At 58.3% G+C, this 14,995-nt stretch carries 17 protein-coding genes and 2 pseudogenes; 9 read left to right on the top strand and 10 right to left on the bottom strand.

What is annotated here, in order from left to right:
- Positions 1-347: 347 nt before the first annotated feature.
- Complete coding sequence (locus GA0061103_RS26980; RefSeq protein WP_092716637.1) at positions 348-1,199, bottom strand: oxidoreductase; 852 nt, start codon at positions 1,197-1,199, stop codon at positions 348-350.
- An 84-nt stretch (positions 1,200-1,283) separates the two neighbouring features.
- On the opposite strand from GA0061103_RS26980, the gene GA0061103_RS26985 reads away from it, so the two are divergent.
- Entirely contained in the window at positions 1,284-2,189 is a 906-nt protein-coding gene (locus GA0061103_RS26985) for a LysR family transcriptional regulator (protein WP_092716639.1), read from the top strand.
- Positions 2,190-2,327: 138 nt separating this feature from the next.
- Here the strand turns inward: GA0061103_RS26985 and GA0061103_RS26990 are convergent, their stop codons facing one another.
- On the bottom strand, positions 2,328-3,077 hold the full coding sequence (locus GA0061103_RS26990; RefSeq protein WP_092716641.1) for an SDR family NAD(P)-dependent oxidoreductase: 750 nt from the start codon (positions 3,075-3,077) through the stop codon (positions 2,328-2,330).
- Between the two features lie 434 nt (positions 3,078-3,511).
- On the bottom strand, positions 3,512-3,850 hold the full coding sequence (locus GA0061103_RS26995; RefSeq protein WP_092716642.1) for a putative quinol monooxygenase: 339 nt from the start codon (positions 3,848-3,850) through the stop codon (positions 3,512-3,514).
- Positions 3,851-3,981: 131 nt separating this feature from the next.
- Between GA0061103_RS26995 and GA0061103_RS27000 the strand changes: the two genes are divergently transcribed.
- Positions 3,982-4,878, top strand: coding sequence for a LysR family transcriptional regulator (locus GA0061103_RS27000; RefSeq protein ID WP_092716644.1), 897 nt, complete (start codon positions 3,982-3,984; stop codon positions 4,876-4,878).
- A 55-nt stretch (positions 4,879-4,933) separates the two neighbouring features.
- Here GA0061103_RS27000 and GA0061103_RS27005 read toward each other — a convergent pair whose 3' ends face one another.
- Positions 4,934-5,395, bottom strand: a complete 462-nt coding sequence (locus GA0061103_RS27005) for a MarR family winged helix-turn-helix transcriptional regulator (RefSeq protein WP_092716646.1) — start codon at positions 5,393-5,395, stop codon at positions 4,934-4,936.
- 127 nt (positions 5,396-5,522) lie between these two features.
- Here GA0061103_RS27005 and GA0061103_RS27010 point away from each other — a divergent pair, with 127 nt between their 5' ends.
- From GA0061103_RS27010 to GA0061103_RS35470, 5 genes and pseudogenes are all read left to right on the top strand, one after another.
- Positions 5,523-5,900, top strand: a complete 378-nt coding sequence (locus tag GA0061103_RS27010; protein WP_092716648.1) for a nuclear transport factor 2 family protein — start codon at positions 5,523-5,525, stop codon at positions 5,898-5,900.
- A gap of 33 nt (positions 5,901-5,933) precedes the next feature.
- Entirely contained in the window at positions 5,934-6,830 is an 897-nt protein-coding gene (locus GA0061103_RS27015) for a LysR family transcriptional regulator (protein WP_092716649.1), read from the top strand.
- A gap of 283 nt (positions 6,831-7,113) precedes the next feature.
- Positions 7,114-7,728: an NADPH-dependent F420 reductase gene (locus GA0061103_RS27020; protein ID WP_092716651.1), complete on the top strand. Its 615-nt coding sequence runs from the start codon at positions 7,114-7,116 to the stop codon at positions 7,726-7,728.
- A gap of 181 nt (positions 7,729-7,909) precedes the next feature.
- Positions 7,910-8,545, top strand: a pseudogene (locus tag GA0061103_RS27025) (SDR family oxidoreductase).
- Between the two features lie 23 nt (positions 8,546-8,568).
- Positions 8,569-8,694 carry an SDR family oxidoreductase gene (locus GA0061103_RS35470; RefSeq protein ID WP_245304888.1) on the top strand — a complete coding sequence of 42 codons (126 nt, stop codon included), beginning with the start codon at positions 8,569-8,571 and terminating at the stop codon, positions 8,692-8,694.
- A 165-nt stretch (positions 8,695-8,859) separates the two neighbouring features.
- Here GA0061103_RS35470 and GA0061103_RS27030 read toward each other — a convergent pair whose 3' ends face one another.
- The gene (locus tag GA0061103_RS27030; protein ID WP_425349554.1) at positions 8,860-9,393 is read right to left on the bottom strand and encodes a cytochrome c; all 534 of its coding nucleotides are present in this window, start codon (positions 9,391-9,393) and stop codon (positions 8,860-8,862) included.
- 107 nt (positions 9,394-9,500) lie between these two features.
- A pseudogene (locus GA0061103_RS35475) lies at positions 9,501-9,715 on the bottom strand (four-helix bundle copper-binding protein); the annotation flags it as partial.
- A gap of 229 nt (positions 9,716-9,944) precedes the next feature.
- Here GA0061103_RS35475 and GA0061103_RS27040 point away from each other — a divergent pair.
- Positions 9,945-10,934, top strand: coding sequence for an alpha/beta hydrolase (locus GA0061103_RS27040; RefSeq protein WP_208603571.1), 990 nt, complete (start codon positions 9,945-9,947; stop codon positions 10,932-10,934).
- 368 nt (positions 10,935-11,302) lie between these two features.
- Here GA0061103_RS27040 and GA0061103_RS35585 read toward each other — a convergent pair whose 3' ends face one another.
- Positions 11,303-11,431: a hypothetical protein gene (locus GA0061103_RS35585; protein ID WP_280949804.1), complete on the bottom strand. Its 129-nt coding sequence runs from the start codon at positions 11,429-11,431 to the stop codon at positions 11,303-11,305.
- A gap of 293 nt (positions 11,432-11,724) precedes the next feature.
- Between GA0061103_RS35585 and GA0061103_RS27045 the strand changes: the two genes are divergently transcribed.
- On the top strand, positions 11,725-11,940 hold the full coding sequence (locus tag GA0061103_RS27045) for a hypothetical protein (RefSeq protein WP_092716652.1): 216 nt from the start codon (positions 11,725-11,727) through the stop codon (positions 11,938-11,940).
- Positions 11,941-11,979: 39 nt separating this feature from the next.
- Here the strand turns inward: GA0061103_RS27045 and GA0061103_RS27050 are convergent, their stop codons facing one another.
- The 3 genes from GA0061103_RS27050 to GA0061103_RS27060 all read right to left on the bottom strand — a co-directional run bounded on the left by GA0061103_RS27050 (position 11,980) and on the right by GA0061103_RS27060 (position 14,955).
- Positions 11,980-12,831 (bottom strand): SDR family NAD(P)-dependent oxidoreductase, encoded by an 852-nt coding sequence (locus GA0061103_RS27050; protein WP_092716654.1) that lies wholly within the window; start codon positions 12,829-12,831, stop codon positions 11,980-11,982.
- Between the two features lie 192 nt (positions 12,832-13,023).
- The gene (locus GA0061103_RS27055; protein ID WP_092716656.1) at positions 13,024-14,058 is read right to left on the bottom strand and encodes an AraC family transcriptional regulator; all 1,035 of its coding nucleotides are present in this window, start codon (positions 14,056-14,058) and stop codon (positions 13,024-13,026) included.
- Positions 14,059-14,124: 66 nt separating this feature from the next.
- Complete coding sequence (locus tag GA0061103_RS27060) at positions 14,125-14,955, bottom strand: oxidoreductase (RefSeq protein ID WP_092716658.1); 831 nt, start codon at positions 14,953-14,955, stop codon at positions 14,125-14,127.
- Positions 14,956-14,995: the final 40 nt, after the last annotated feature.

The following is a 14,995-nucleotide window of genomic DNA, read 5'->3' on the forward strand; positions in this document are numbered from 1 at the left end:
AGACGACGCGCTTGCCAAGAATATCTTGGCCGATGAGGCGCCTGCTCGGCAGAAAAGGGTGGACAGGTTTCGTGCGTATTGATTATTGCCTCGATTTGTCCCATTTCGCCACGCTTGGAATTCGCCTGCTCGCGTGAGGAAAAGCCAAGTATTTCAAAATTTTATTGGCATAGACGCAGGTCGCTGCAAAATAGGCATTTTGACTATTTCTGGCGGGAATCAACAAGGAGCGTATGGATGAAGTCGGCGGCCGCCTTTCCGATTTGCTCGCCCGAAACCGGACAGTCGGATAGCGGCCTCACGTCGAATTTCCATCGGCTATGGGTCATACGAGCGCACTTCAGTCCTCAGGAAGGATCGTGGAGGTCGGTGCTACGCGTCACATTCTCCCAAGCATCGGTCTCGCGACGGTAACTCTCTAACTTCGCCCGGAATTGATCCAAGGCGTCACCGCCGATAATCAGATGAACAGGGGGATTAGCAGCCTCGATGGCTTCGACGATTGCACGAGCTCCGAGGATTGGGTCACCTATCTGTTTACGGTGACCCGCCAAGGTGCCGGTGCGAACCTTCCCGACCGTTTCGGCATAGTCATCGATAATCGTCGCAGATTGTTTCATGGAGTCTGGTCCGCGAAAGTCCGTCCGGAAAGCGCCTGGCGCAACCGCGGTGACGCCGATTTGAAACGGTGCCACTTCTTTCGCAAGAGTGTCCGACAGGGCTTCCAAGCCAAACTTTACCATGTGGTAGTAGCCAACCGCCGGGTAGGTTAGGAGGCCACCAATCGATGTGATGTTGACGATCTGCCCCTTACGACGCGCCCGCATTCCCGGGAGAACGGCTTTTATCAGGTTCAGCGGACCAAAAAGATCCGTTTCGAACAGGGCTCGAACATCCTCGTCATCCCCTTCTTCGATTGCAGCGAGATAGCCATAACCGGCGTTGTTGACCAGCACGTCCACACTACCGAAATGGCTGGTCGCTATCGCGATAGTCGCGTCTATATGGTTCTTTTGGGTCACATCCAATTCGAGCGCCAACGCGGTATCCGCATAGCGCTCAACGATATCCGCCACGTCGGCTTGACGGCGGGCGGTAATCACAGCGCGGTAACCGCCCCGAAGAACCGTTTCGGCCAAGGCACGGCCAAGTCCACGCGAGCATCCGGTGATGAGCCAAACGGCGTTCCTGTCGATCATGATCTTATCTCCATCGTTGATCGATAGAGAGGTAGCAACTGACCAATTGTTTTATTAGATAGGATGTATCGAAAGGGGCATTGAATGAAATTACATGATCTCGGTGTAAGCCTCGATGATCTCGCGGCTTTTGCCGTCGTCGCGCAGTCCCGCAGCTTTACGAAGGCCGCGGCCTCCCTGAAGACATCAACATCAAACCTCAGCCATACGATCCGGCGTCTCGAAACCCGGCTCGGCTATCGAGTTCTACAGCGCAACAGCCGTAGCGTGTCAACGACGGAAGCCGGCGATGAGCTGCTTGAAATCCTCAAGCCCGCGCTGGAAAACATTGGAACCGCACTGGAGACTCTCGAGGAAAGCCGTGACCGTGTTTCGGGGACATTGCGCCTCACTCTTACGCGTCAAGCCTACGAGGCTGTGATCCGACCCATATTGCCAGGATTTCTCGCGGCTTACCCGAGAGCGATGGTCGAAATTAGCATCGACTACGCATATCGAGATATCGTTGCCGACAGCCTGGATGCCGGGATTCGTTTGGGCGAAAAGGTCGAGCAAGATATGATTGCCTTGAAGGTGGGGCCGGAACTGCGCATGGCAGTGGTCGCCACGCCCCATTACGTCGCCCAATTCGAAGCGATCACACATCCCAACGATTTGATGCGGCATCGATGCATAAATTATCGCATGATCGCGGCAAATGCGATTTACGCCTGGGAATTCGAACGGTTGGGGCAAGAAGTGGCCGTGCCGGTAACTGGTCCTCTTACCGTAAGCGAACCCGATCTGATGTTGCAGATGGCTCTAGATGGGCTGGGAGTTGCATTCATTCTCGACCACGAGGCCGCCCCCTATCTGGAAGACGGCCGCCTTGTTCGCCTGCTCGAGGAGTGGACGCCGCCCTTCCCCGGCTTTTATCTCTACTATCCGTCGAGGAGACAGATCCGCCCCATATTGGCGGCACTTCTGTCGATGCTGCGCTCTCGGCGATAGGGTCTGATGCTAACCAGACGCCGGTTCGACGGTGTGTCGACTGCATCAAACGCATCTTACTGACTTGCCTCGCACATCCGGGGCATGGGCGTGCGCGCCGGCACCGGTTTTGGAAGACCGGTGCCGGGATGACTTTTCTCAGATGTTGCTGATGCCGCCGTCGACGAGCATGTCGGAGCCCGTCATGAACGCGCTCTCATCCGAGGCGAGGAAGACGGCTGCCGCCGCCTGCTCCTCGGGACGCCCGAGCCTCAGCATCGGAACGTAGGAGGCATAGTGCTTGTGGAGCACGGCAAGCTCCTCTGGTGTATTCGCCTGACCTTCCATTATCGGCGTGGGAATTGGGCCGGGGCTCAGGAGGTTCGCGCGAATACCGCTGTCCTTGAACTCGGCCGCCCAGGTACGGACAAATGAGCGTAGGGCCGCTTTGGCGCCCGCATAGGCCGAATGGTTCGCCAAGCCCATATAGTGGATCGCAGAGGCCACGAGGATGATGGACCCTCCGTCTTTCATCAGGGGCAGCATCTTCTGTGTGAGGAACAGCGGTCCCTTGGCCATCAGGTTGAATGTGCGGTCGTAATGCTCTTCGGTGATCTCGCGCAACGGCACCTGCTCGGTGAAGCCGGCGTTGGATACGACCACGTCCGCCTTACCCTTCCCCTTGCGCACGATCTCGACGACGCGATCGAGATCGGTAAGCTTGGCTGCGTCGGCCTGAATGGCAGTGACGTTGCCGCCGATGAGCTTCACCGCGTCATCGAGCGCTTCCTGGCGACGACTGAAAATGAAGACATACGCGCCCTCCTTCACGAACCGCTCGGCAATCGCAAGTCCGATGCCGCTGGTTCCGCCGCTGATAACGGCAACTTTGCCTTCTAGTCTTGACATGCTGCTTCCTTCAATTTGCGTTTCTCAATCATCCGGAAACGAAGACCTCGCCACCTTTGCGGGCGTTGACCTACGCGCATCCAGCCCTCCTTGTTCGGTGGACGGAGCGATTGACGGGGCGACGGTTCCGAGGAGCTTGAAGTAAGGACTGGGGTGTCGGATATTCAGTGCGGACGTTTGCACAACGGTGGTGCGCAAACGATCCAGCTGAGTCGAACAAGACGGCGGTTCTCAACTCATCGACCTGCGCCGCGGCCGCAAGATCACGGATATCAAGCGTCGTGTCCGGTTCAGACGTCCGCCGGTCAATAGGCAGGTTCGCCACCGCGTCGATACCGAGGCTTCGCCGCGCGGGCTGGACAGCAGCACCAGGATATGAGTCATCGATGGGGTCTTGGGTGTGGACGTGGCGAGCGTCGTCATTCGCGTCACGTCTACTTTGAGCGGATGAACGCAAGGTCCTGCACCTCCGGAGGGCCGTCCAGCAGGTCGTTCTTCAGGATAGCGGCTTTGAACGTCTCTATGTGCTCGCCCTCGGCATGTATTGCGCTTGCTTCGACATCCTTGAAGCGCTCGACAATCGCGTATGTCTGGTGGTCCTCGGGAAAGCGGAGCAGGTCGCAATACACATTGCCCGTCTCCTTCTCGCGAACCCCGTCCATCACCTCGCCGATAGCTTTCTCGAAATCGGCGTTCTTGCCCGGCTTGACCTTGAATTTGATGAAATATGTCGTCGGGGCCAGCGCGGCCGTTTCATTGTTGTTCGTTGCCATTGTCAAATCTCCTGAACATGGTTGGGGGCCTTGGCAGCGTGAGAGGTGTTGTCTGCTCAGGAACCACTAAGAGATTGCTTGATTCAAAAAAACCGATGAAATTTAGTCTATCTTGATCTACAAATCAGAAGATGGATGCTCTCACACTCGATCAGATCTATATCTTCCTTGCCGTCGTCGACGAGGGCAGCTTCTCCAAGGCCGCGAAGAGATTGAATCGCGCGCAGTCAGCGGTGACCTACGGCATACAAAAGCTTGAAGCGCAGATCGATGTGCCGCTATTTGATCGGACTGCCTACCGAGCGACATTGACCGAGGCAGGCCGAACGCTCCTGTTGCGGGCGCGGCGTATCGCAGAAGAGACGAACGCTTTTCGTGATTCTGCGAAAGGCCTGACCAGCGGACTGGAAGCCGAACTCGCCATCGTGCTGGACTCAATGTTTCCGATGCCGTCGGTCGCAGCCGCTCTGGAAGCATTTACAGAGAGATTCCCGACGGTCACACCGCGCGTCTATGTGCAGCCGTTGGGTGCCGCCGCGGAACTCCTGCTCGACGGGACCTGCGCCATCGGATTATTCCAGTTACTTTTCGCCGACAGGCCCGTCTTGAAACGCTTTCCCCTGTTGACCGTCGACCTGATCCCGGTGGTTGCCCCAAACCATCCCTTAGCCGAATTCGATCGCCCCATCGAGACATATGAGTTGCAGCGCTATGTCCAGCTCGTGCTGACGGACCGGTCGTCAATGACCGCCGGCCGGGACTATGGTGTCTTGTCGGGCCAGACTTGGCGCCTGGCCGATCTTGGCGCGAAGTATTCCATGTTGTTGTCGGGTCTTGGATGGGGGAACATGCCCTCGCATCTCGTCGAGGATGATATCGCGCGAGGGCGGTTGAAGACGATTTGCCCGGCTGACTTCGATGCTCGTCTCATCCATCTCGCCATGGGTGCGGCATATCGAGCTGATCAGCGACTAGGCCCGGCGGGACGATGGATGGTTGAATACCTATCAACCGCGAGCAAGTCTTAGCTTAAGCAGCCGGCCATAGGACGTCGAAAGCGCAATCGTAAGCCTCGTTTAAAGCCTACGATGTCTGCGACGATGGCTCCGTACCAGTGATCTGATCCAGATTTGCGATCAGCCGGGTGAGCAAGGCGACGAGTTGTGTCGATTCTTCCTGCGAAAACCCATCCATTGCATCACGATTTCCTTTGAACAGGGTTTCAATTGCGTCAGGCATACGGGCCTGCGCAGCTTTCGTGAGGACGATGCGGCTGCTTCGGCCATCCTCCGGATGCGGCGTTCGTCGGATCAAACCGTCCCTCTCCATGCGAGCGAGCATTTGCGCCATCGGCGGCTGTTCGACCTTGGCGAAACGGGCAAGATCGCGTTGCGTGCTTGCCTTGCCATTCTGCAGCGCGACCAACACCGGCAATTGGCCGACGCCGAACCCAAGGGGCTTCAGGCGTGCCTCGCTGAGACGGGCAAACCCCCGCGCCGCAAGGATGATGAGATGCCCCGGCGTAGAAAGCACGTCTTTTTTCATCTTCCGCTTATCTCCTTGCCCGTGGTTGACCAAAAACTATATATGTACATATGTAGTTTCATTGGCGCTGACAAGCTCGCCTCGGCGTCACCCAAGGGTCCTTTTCAATCCATCGTGAGGAAACGATATGTCGGAAACTCATACTCAACTGATCAAACGCATCTACGACCGCTTTAACGCGAGAGATATCGACGGAGTGCTTATCGAGCTTGCTGATGATGTTGTCTGGGCAAACGGCATGGAGGGAGGCCACGTCAATGGACGTGAGGCTGTGCGTGATTATTGGACACGGCAATGGGCGATCATCAGCCCACACGTCGAACCGGTTGCAATTCAGACAACCGATGACGGTGTCGTCGCTGTCGAAGTGATCCAGTCCGTGTTCGATCTTAGAGGCCAGCCGCTAACGGGTCAGACGCATGGGTTGAAGGACAAGACGGTCATGCACATCTTTCACATGGAAAACGGCAAGATCACCCGCTTCGATATCAAGGACACCGTGTAGGCATTCCATGAGACTGAGCCATGGAACGAATAGATGACTGATTGGGATGACATCCGTTATTTCCTGACTGTCGCGCGGGAAGGCTCGGTTCGGGCGGCATCAGAGCGTCTTGAGGTCAATCACGCAACGGTGCTGCGGCACATCGCCCAACTGGAAGAGCATCTTGGTGCGCAGATGTTCGAGAAACTACCCTCTGGCTATCGGCTGACTGAAGCCGGAGAAGAAGTTCTCGAGTTTGCCGAACAAATGGAGGCGTCGTCGAACCGGCTGGCAACGCGTGTCTTTGGACGCGACCAGAGCGTGCGCGGGCCGTTGCGGGTGACACTGTCACCGATCCTCGCGACACACCTTCTCATGCCGGACTTCGCCGACTTCGCGCGACTTCACCCCGAAATCGAGATGGAGATAGTGTCGTCCGACGAACCCGTCAATTTGACCAACCGGGAAGCCGACGTCGCCATCCGTGTCGTCTACAATCGCAGCACCCTTCCGCTCAATCTTCATGGGCTGAAAGGGCCGGATCTATTCGGGGCTGTCTACATATCGCGCGATCTCCTCAACGCTTGGCGCGCTGGCATGCATGAGCGCGTCCGCTGGGTCATCAAGAAATTCGACGGCATACCCGATTGGGCGCGTGAGGGTGACATCCCGATCGCCAAGGTTCCCTTCAGGACAATCGACGCCGGCGCGCATCTCGCAGCATTGCGGCAGGGAATCGGGATGACGGTGCTACCCTGCTTCGTCGGAGATGCCGACCCGTTGCTCGCCAGGGCTCCAGGCACCCGCCTGCACATGCACGGAACGCTCTGGCTTCTGACGCAAGGCGAAACGCGCAAGACCAAGCGAGTGCGGCTCTTCACCGAATTCCTCTCCCGCAGGCTTTCCACATATACGCCACTTCTCGCGGGCCTTGCCGTTCCCAGCGACTGACAAGCAACCGCTCGATCGCAAACGAATGACGCGACCACCCGTCTCGGGGGAGACGATGGACAGCCACACGAAGGCAACGCGGCAATCCGCCCTGCCGGCCGGTGTTTGCAGGTGGTGCACAATTGCACAACCGATGTCGAGAATTCGGGAATAGCACCCAGTCGCACGCTCCCTAAATAGTTCCAGGATAAGGAGCCGACCGATATGCGGCAGGTCTCGCGAGATAACTCCCCGCACCGAGAAGGCAGGGGTAATCAACATCAATACGGATCGGAAAATCACCATGAACTACGCGATCGTCGGTTTCGGCGCTGTGGGCCAAGCCCTCGCCCTCGCCCTCGCCTTCGCCTTCGCCCGACGGAAGATCGAAGTGACTGTTGCCAGCCGGCGACCACCCGAGGCGCTCGTGCCGCAGGCGCGCGCGATCGGGCCAACGATCGTGCCCAAGGCGCTGCAGGATGCAATCAAGGCCGACACCATCGTCCTGGCGGTCCCGTTCTGGGAACATCGCGGGGTCGCCAAGGCCCTGACGAACTGGCACGACAAGATAATCATCGACGCGACGAACGCGTTTGGCGTCCCTGTCGAAGATCTAGGCGGCCTTCCCTCTTCCGCAGTGATAGCCCAGGCCCTGCCCGGCGCTCGACTGGTCAAAGCGTTCAATCATCTGCCTGCGGGCCTCCTTGCGGAAGACCCGGCCGTCAGGGGTGGGCCTCGCGTGATATTCCTCTCGAGCGACGATGAAGGCGCGGCCTCGACAGTCGCTGCCCTGGTCGAACAGCTTGGCTACGCGCCGGTGAGCCTCGGCAAAATTGCCGAAGGCGGCCAGCTCGTGCAAGCGCGCGGCCGAAGCTGGGCACCGCTGATCTTCCAGGACCTGTTCAAGAAGGAGCGGTAAGAATGTACGATGATCTGGCTTGGCCCGAGCGACCGTCAAGGCTGGGTTATGATCCGCACGGACGATGAAGGCAGGCCAAGCATGTTTGCCCGACATCTCTGCCGCGTTGTCTGGGCATCAGCCCTCTCGGCCTATGTCAGTGAATTCATCATCTTGCCCATCTACGGCTGGAGACGATGACGTGAATATCGAACTTTGGGGCCGCAAGGCCATCGTCACGGGGTCAACGGCAGGGATCGGCCGGGCCACGGCAGAGGGACTGGCGCGTGCCGGCGCATCGGTCGTCATCAATGGCCACGGGAATGCCCGGGTCGATGAGGCCGTGCTGCACAGAGATGCGGCAGGCCTTTCCCGGGAGCGACATATCGGGCATCGGCGCCGATCTCTCGACGAGGGCGCGGCGACTTTCTTCAGACAGGTGCCGGACGCCGATATCCTCGTCAACAATGTCGGAACGGCAGTGCTCAGAGACTTCGCGGACACGACCAATGAAGACTGACTGGACATTTTCCAGCTCAACGTCATGAGCGGCGTGCGCATGACACGGCACCATTTGCCGAGGATGGTGCGACAGGGCTGGGGTCGCGTCGTTTTCGTCAGCAGCGAGTCCGCCGTCAACATTCCCAAGGAGATGATCGACTATGGGACGACGAAGCTTGCGGTCTCCCGCGGCCTGGCGGAGTCGGTGCGGGTATGGGGGTTACCGTCAACGCCGTCCTTCCAGGTCCGACGAGATCATAGATCCTGTCGAACTGGAAGGCTGCGCAAGCTAACGACTAGGGAATCACACAGGAAGATGCCGAGCAAGCGTTTCTGAAATCAGCCCGCCCGACGAGCCTCATCCAGCGTTTCGCCACGACCGATGAGGTTGCCAACATGATTGTCTACGTATGTTCCGAACAGGCTTCCGCGACCACGGGCGCGGCTCTACGCGTCGATGGCGGCGTGGTTCGCTTCGTCGCCTAAGTACGGACTTGTCTATTGCAAGCTCTTGATGGGATTAGAACTGTAGATCACACAAATACGAGGTGTGTTCGAATATCGCCCGCGATGAAATGATTGGCTTGCAATTGACGCGGCCTGGCCGCCAACGGATTCAGGAGCGAGTAGCCGGCCCTATCGTCCGGCACCTCACTGGCTTACCCTGAACCTCGCATGGCAGGTCGTGCAGGTCTGCAGCATGGGGTGAAAGATGTGCTCCGCAGACATAACCGACAGCTCCTGCTCGCTTCCGGCATGGGTGCCGAACGGGCCGCCGCCCATGGCTTCTCCGGGCTTCATGCGCATGCTGGCCGGCATCGGTCCGGGGTTATTCCGCGCGGCGGCGTCGAGCGCGACGGCATAGTCGCGCAGGTCTTTCGCGATGCGGTCGAACCGCTCGTGCTCCTCAAGAATGTTCGGCATAGCCTTTGATTGCGGGCTGATCGTCTCCGATGCAAAGTGGCTGGAGAGAACGGTACCCGATCTGTCGCGGATGGTGTCTGCCGCCGATTGGAACTCGGCGGCCTTATAGCTTTCCGGATTCTTGAACATGCCGGAGATCGTCTTTGCCGCCGCGGCCATGGCCTTCATGTCAGCTTGCCGAAGCGTTACGACATCCTCGGCTGCCGGCGACGGAACCACCGTCATGAGAACCGCTACCACGGCGCAGAGCAATCCGAACATGTTCAGGAAAAGTGTCCGTCTCAAGGCTACGCTCCGAATCCATCGTGCCGCTTGCCAGCGATATCCCCTCTCATTCAGGCAGCACGAAGGCGAATACCCTCCCCTAGTCACGCCGTTTTGCGGCAGCTCCCGGCGCGATGACGGCAGGTATCGAGCAGCTCGGCACATCGCCTATCCGCTCGCAGTCCTCCGCGCATTGGGCGCAGATTTCGGCACATTCCCGGCAGACATGTTTGCAGTGCCCAGAACCGACCAGCACGAAATGCACGGACATCCGACAGATTTCTGCGCAAGCCATCATCAGCTTGAAGTGCTGCGGCTTGCGGCAACACCGGCCATCGAGATTGGCGCGCACCTCTAAATCACTTTCCGTTGAGTGATTGGATTTGACCTATACCAAGTCAGCGCAAGCTGCCTAGAGTTCAGGATATCCCCGAACTGGAGCCGTCATTTTCGGCTGGCTGATATCGTGCCAGTCCGGATTCGATTGTGAAATGAGCGATGGCCCGAGCGGATTCTATTCGAAATGCGCGTCTAGGAGGGAAAAGCGAATGCGACTGCTGACCGTGCGGAGCTTCATGGAGCAATTGAGCGTGATCTTGGGATTGGTAGCCGTAGGTGGAAGCGCACAGGCGAAACCAATGATCTGGCAACCCGCAGAGGGGGTTACGCAAATTGCACTTTGGCCGGGAGCGGTCCCAGATGCGCAGCCCGTATCGGGATCGGAGGACGTCTCAATAACGACAAAAGGCGTAGCGGGTAAGCCAAATACTAACGTCACCAATGTAACTGGTCCGACGATCTCGGTTTACCTGCCCAAGGGAAAGAATACAGGAGCGGCAGTGGTCGTGGTTCCGGGAGGAGGGTTTCAGGTTCTAGCGATTGATCTTGAAGGCACCGAGGCCTGTGATTGGGCTAACTCGATAGGCATGACATGCGTGCTGCTGAAGTATCGCGTCCCCAGTCCTCCATATAGCTGGCAATGCGATTGCCGCCCGGACAATCTATCCATATCGGAGCCGTCCTTGCAGGACCTGCAGCGGGCGATGAGGATGGTGCGCTATCATGCGGAGCAGTGGCATATCGATCCGCATAAGGTTGGCGTTCTGGGATTCTCGGCAGGCGGTTACCTTGTGGCGGAGATCAGCACGCTCTTCGACCGCCCACTGTATCCAAAGGTAGACAACGCCGACAATGAAAGCGCTCGGCCTGATTTCGCGATGCCAATCTATCCCGGACATCTTGCGAAGTATCCTGGTCATCCTGCGAAGGGGGATGACATGAGGCTGAACCCGAATATTCCAGTATCCAATCAGACGCCGCCGACGTTCTTGGTTCAGGCAGAAGACGACGACGAGGATGGCGTAAATCAATCGCTAGTCTATTATGCCGCGTTATGGAAGGCGCACGTCCCGGCAGAGATGCATCTATATGCAAATGGAGGCCATGCATTCGGGTTCCGGCGGACGGAGTTACCCATCACGAGCTGGCCTGTGCAAGGCGAAGTCTGGTTGCGGACGATCGGCATCATTCCTAACTGAGCGGCGCAGACCTGCAGTTCACCAACACGGAATAGAGCCTGATTGGTCGTCGCCGTTGTCGCAAAGCCTCCGTAGACGCCGGCAGCCTTTAAACAGTTCCTGAGGTAGCCGAATGATGGCTTAGGAGCCGATTGCAGACTATCCGGTTCAGGGCCAACCCAGCGGATAGCTGCCATTCAGCAGCCAGCTTCAACCGGCCATTCGGGGCGTCCTCCATTCGGCTGAAACACGCTGTCTGGTAGATTATTATGGTTCCTGCACCATTGCCAATCTCCATGATCGGCACGGACACCTGGTTTCGCTGCCAGGATCACCCGAGGCCTTTCACCGGAGACGCACCCCTTTACGGATCGACGAGCCTTACTCATTTATGTACCTAGAATATAGATCCAGCCAAACTCGTCGCGATAGCCGATCACCCAGCAATCGATCTCGTCCGTGATGCCGTCTTCGAACTGCGGAGTCCCATCGTCTGCAGAGGCGAACCTGAGCGCCATTGCGCTTCTTCGTTTATTCCGGATACAGCCAATTCCTATGTTGGCTCGGGCTTATCGCACAGTTCAACCAGTCGGTCGCGGACGCTCTGTATCTCAGATGCGAGATCATCCATTGAGATCAGGCCATCCTTGAGAAGTCAGTCGTACGATCCTCCGGCATCGAACCCTTGGCAGTTTCTCCCGGCGACTCTCTGACGTCTCGAAATCGCAACTGAGATCGGCCAATTCGATCCGCGCCTCTTCAAAGTCGTCCGTCGAATGTGCGTGGTGAACAAGGGAAAGCAGGATCGCAATTGCTTGATTATCCAGCCTTTCCCTTCTCGGAGAAGGAGGTGCCCTACTCGTTCTCCAAACTGAGGATGCGGCGCTTCGAGAGCGTGACCATCCGCCGGGAGAACTTCGTCAACCAGGATATAAGTGATGCCGACACACTTTATAACTGGATAACTGGCTCGCCCGCAAAGTCCAAGAATGCCCCAAGCGACGATCCGTTTTGGGTCGCCGCTTGAGGCGTGTGACACGGACAAAATGCCCGAAGACGGTAGCATTCACGGAGAAGCGATTTCCCGAACCTTCGGCTCGCCCTGAGCCGCGTTCGAGACGCTTTCCCAGGCCTCCCAAGTTGCCAAACGTGCTGCATAGGCCGCGCGTACGACCGGAAGTCCCTCGGTGCCGAGGAACAACCGCAGCGGCGGGGTATCCATGTCGACGGTTGCCAAAACAGCTTGCACCGTTGCCTCAGGATCGCCAAAGGCAATGCTGGCGGCGCGCGCGAAGATTCCGGCCCTGATATCCGAGTAGGTATCGAGACCAGCCGAGATCTTGAGAGAGGTCTGGCTGGCAAAGCCGGTCGCATAGGCGCCGGGCTCCAGCATCGTAACCTTGATACCGAAGCTGGCAACTTCCTGCGCCAGGCTTTCATGCAACGCTTCGAATGCCCATTTGGAGGCGTGATAGAATCCGACGATCGGGCTGGCGACTAGGCCCGCGACGCTGGAGACGCCGATGATATGGCCGCTGCCCTGTTTGCGCAGCAATGGCAGCGCCGCCTGAATCACGCGCAGTGTCCCGAAGAAGTTGGTTTCGAACTCCGCCTTGATGTCGGCTTCAGCCGTTTCCTCAACGGCGCCAACAAGCGCGTAGCCGGCATTGTTCAAGACGACGTCCAGCCTGCCGAAATGGTTATGACCGCGCTCGATCACGCTGCGAACCTGGTCGGGGTCCGTGACGTCAAGCGCAAGCGGCAGAACTGCATCGCCATGTTGAATGCTGAGGTCGGCAACACTTTCGAGAGAACGAGCCGTTGCCACGACCTTGTCGCCGCGCTTCAGAGCGGCTTCGGCCCAGATGCGACCGAAACCGCGGGATGCGCCGGTGATGAACCATACTTTGCCAGACATTTTAGTCTCCTTGAACTGATAGCTGCTTTGAATTTCCCGGCATCCTGAGGTATCAGCGACGGCATGCCGACGCAGTGGCAGACGATGCCAATCGTGTTGCAGCGGGCGCCAAAGGATTTGTCTTCGATAGCTGGAAATAGCCTCTGCCCCGCCGCCACGGCGGGAGCATGCAGGGCCTGATCCGTATCAATATCAATGCAGCGAATTGAATTGCGACGCGTCCGGTCCGTTCTGCTCGCGCCATTGCAGAGGCGTCAGCCCCTCCCAGTCGCGAAACGCGCGATAGAAGGAACTGCGATCCTGATAACCCAGAAGACACGCGACCTCGTCGATGTCGGTGGACGGATTGGACAGCAGTTGCCGTCCGAGTTCCTGGCGCGCTTCCGACAGAAGCTCGCGGAAGGTCTTGCCTTCATCGGTGATGCGCCGTTGCAGCGTTCGCTCGCTCATATTGAGATCCTGCGCTATCTGCGACAACTCCGGACGCCCGCTTGCAAGCGATCGCTTCAGGACGACTTTCACCTGGTCGCCAATGGAACTGCGGGCCTGCAGTTCACCCATGGCGGCAGCGAGCGCTGGCGTGAGGATTTCCAGCAGCTCGGGATTGTGCCCCGGAAACGGCCGGTCAAGATCGGCCGATTTCAGGACGAGCTTGTTCTGCGGAGCACCATACTTGACGGGGCACCCGAAGAAGAGCTGATACAGATCACTTTTGGGTCCAGTGCGCATGAACTCGACCCGAACCGGCGTCAGGGCTTGGCCGGTTCCGCGGCGACCAAGCTCGACTAGGAAGGCGAAGGCAACGTCAGTGGCGATCCCGGGCTCAAGCTCGGTCGCGTAAACCCAGTTGCTTGTGATCGAGACCTCGCCTTTTTCCTCATGGAAACTCAACTGCTCGGGCGTGCAGAGCCGCTTGAAGCGCGCGACCCGGTAAAGTGCATCGCGATAATCCCTGGCGTGAAAGGCGGCCAAGGTGGATGGCGGATGAACCGCCGTGTCTGCCTCGCGGACGAGCCGAAGTCCGAGTGCAGGTTCCGGCACCAATTCCTCAAGCGCCCTGAAGATCGCAAAGTACTGGGAGGTCGTCACCATGCCATTCTCGCCCAGGTGCAATGTGGCAGGCAAACGGGCCTGACGCAGAACCGCGGACGGTGGTAGGCCGATCCGCTCGACCGCACGCCAGAAGGCCTGCGGCACCTTGCATTTGTCTGCTGGCATCACACTCATCTCAGTCGGGTCCTCTAAGCCTGATCTCGCAGAAGTACGCTGGTCTGTCATCCGCCTGCGGGAATGTTAGCGCATCTGGCTCATGATGATACGATCGAACATCCGATCTCCGAACCATTTGCGGATCGCAATCATCGGCTTGGCATATTTGCCGGCGACGTAGCGCGTCCGCGGCCTTCTTGCATGCACCGCGGCCGAAACGACATCTGCGATCACCTTCGGATCCGTACCGCGCCCATGGCCATAGGTCGCCCTTGTGGTCTTGGCGACAGCTTGCGAGACCTTCGCATAGGGACCTGCCCCGGAGCGCTTCAGAAGACCGTCAGCAACCACATCGCCAAATCCCGTCTCGATCAAGCCTGGTTCGACGACAACGACGTCGATGCCGAACGGGGCCAGTTCCAGCCGCAGGCTGTCCGACCAGCCCTCGAGCGCGTGTTTGGTGGCGTGGTACCAGGCTCCGAGCAATGTATAGATCTTGCCGCCCATCGAGGTGATGTTGACGATGGTACCCGACCCCCTCTGCCGCATCGCCGGCAAGAGAAGCTGAGTGAGGCGAGCCGGCCCGAAGACGTTGACTTCGAACTGATATCTCGCCTCGTCCATGGCGATATCTTCGACCGGTCCATACAGTCCGAAGCCTGCATTGTTGACGAGGACATCGACGCCGCCGCTTTCTGCCAGGATGATCCCCACGGCTGCCTTGATCTCGTCGTCGTCCGACACGTCCATCTGCAGGGCGCGCGCTCCAAGGCGTTCGAGATCCAGCATCTTGTCGACGCTGCGCGCCGCTACATAGACCCTGAAGCCATCGCTGATGAGGCGCTTGGCGATTTCCTTGCCCATGCCGGAGGATGCACCGGTCACGAGCGCTGTTTTCTTGCGTGTATTGCTCATATCAGCCTCTCTGTTCGCAAGATCACAAATATAAGCTCGC

Source organism: Martinezella multihospitum, from assembly GCF_900094585.1.
In the GTDB taxonomy this organism is placed as follows: Bacteria; Pseudomonadota; Alphaproteobacteria; order Rhizobiales; family Rhizobiaceae; genus Rhizobium; species Rhizobium multihospitium.

Excerpts from the sequence above, each read along its gene's own strand:
- GA0061103_RS27060 (WP_092716658.1), bottom strand. The coding sequence starts at position 14,955 with ATGAGCAATACACGCAAGAAAACAGCGCTCGTGACCGGTGCATCCTCC.
- GA0061103_RS26985 (WP_092716639.1), top strand. The coding sequence starts at position 1,284 with ATGAAATTACATGATCTCGGTGTAAGCCTCGATGATCTCGCGGCTTTT.
- GA0061103_RS26990 (WP_092716641.1), bottom strand. The coding sequence starts at position 3,077 with ATGTCAAGACTAGAAGGCAAAGTTGCCGTTATCAGCGGCGGAACCAGC.
- GA0061103_RS27050 (WP_092716654.1), bottom strand. The coding sequence starts at position 12,831 with ATGTCTGGCAAAGTATGGTTCATCACCGGCGCATCCCGCGGTTTCGGT.
- GA0061103_RS27055 (WP_092716656.1), bottom strand. The coding sequence starts at position 14,058 with ATGAGTGTGATGCCAGCAGACAAATGCAAGGTGCCGCAGGCCTTCTGG.
- GA0061103_RS35585 (WP_280949804.1), bottom strand. The coding sequence starts at position 11,431 with ATGGCGCTCAGGTTCGCCTCTGCAGACGATGGGACTCCGCAGTTCGAA.
- GA0061103_RS26995 (WP_092716642.1), bottom strand. The coding sequence starts at position 3,850 with ATGGCAACGAACAACAATGAAACGGCCGCGCTGGCCCCGACGACATAT.
- GA0061103_RS27015 (WP_092716649.1), top strand. The coding sequence starts at position 5,934 with ATGACTGATTGGGATGACATCCGTTATTTCCTGACTGTCGCGCGGGAA.
- GA0061103_RS27005 (WP_092716646.1), bottom strand. The coding sequence starts at position 5,395 with ATGAAAAAAGACGTGCTTTCTACGCCGGGGCATCTCATCATCCTTGCG.
- GA0061103_RS27040 (WP_208603571.1), top strand. The coding sequence starts at position 9,945 with ATGCGACTGCTGACCGTGCGGAGCTTCATGGAGCAATTGAGCGTGATC.
- GA0061103_RS27020 (WP_092716651.1), top strand. The coding sequence starts at position 7,114 with ATGAACTACGCGATCGTCGGTTTCGGCGCTGTGGGCCAAGCCCTCGCC.
- GA0061103_RS27010 (WP_092716648.1), top strand. The coding sequence starts at position 5,523 with ATGTCGGAAACTCATACTCAACTGATCAAACGCATCTACGACCGCTTT.
- GA0061103_RS27000 (WP_092716644.1), top strand. The coding sequence starts at position 3,982 with ATGGATGCTCTCACACTCGATCAGATCTATATCTTCCTTGCCGTCGTC.
- GA0061103_RS27030 (WP_425349554.1), bottom strand. The coding sequence starts at position 9,393 with ATGTTCGGATTGCTCTGCGCCGTGGTAGCGGTTCTCATGACGGTGGTT.
- GA0061103_RS26980 (WP_092716637.1), bottom strand. The coding sequence starts at position 1,199 with ATGATCGACAGGAACGCCGTTTGGCTCATCACCGGATGCTCGCGTGGA.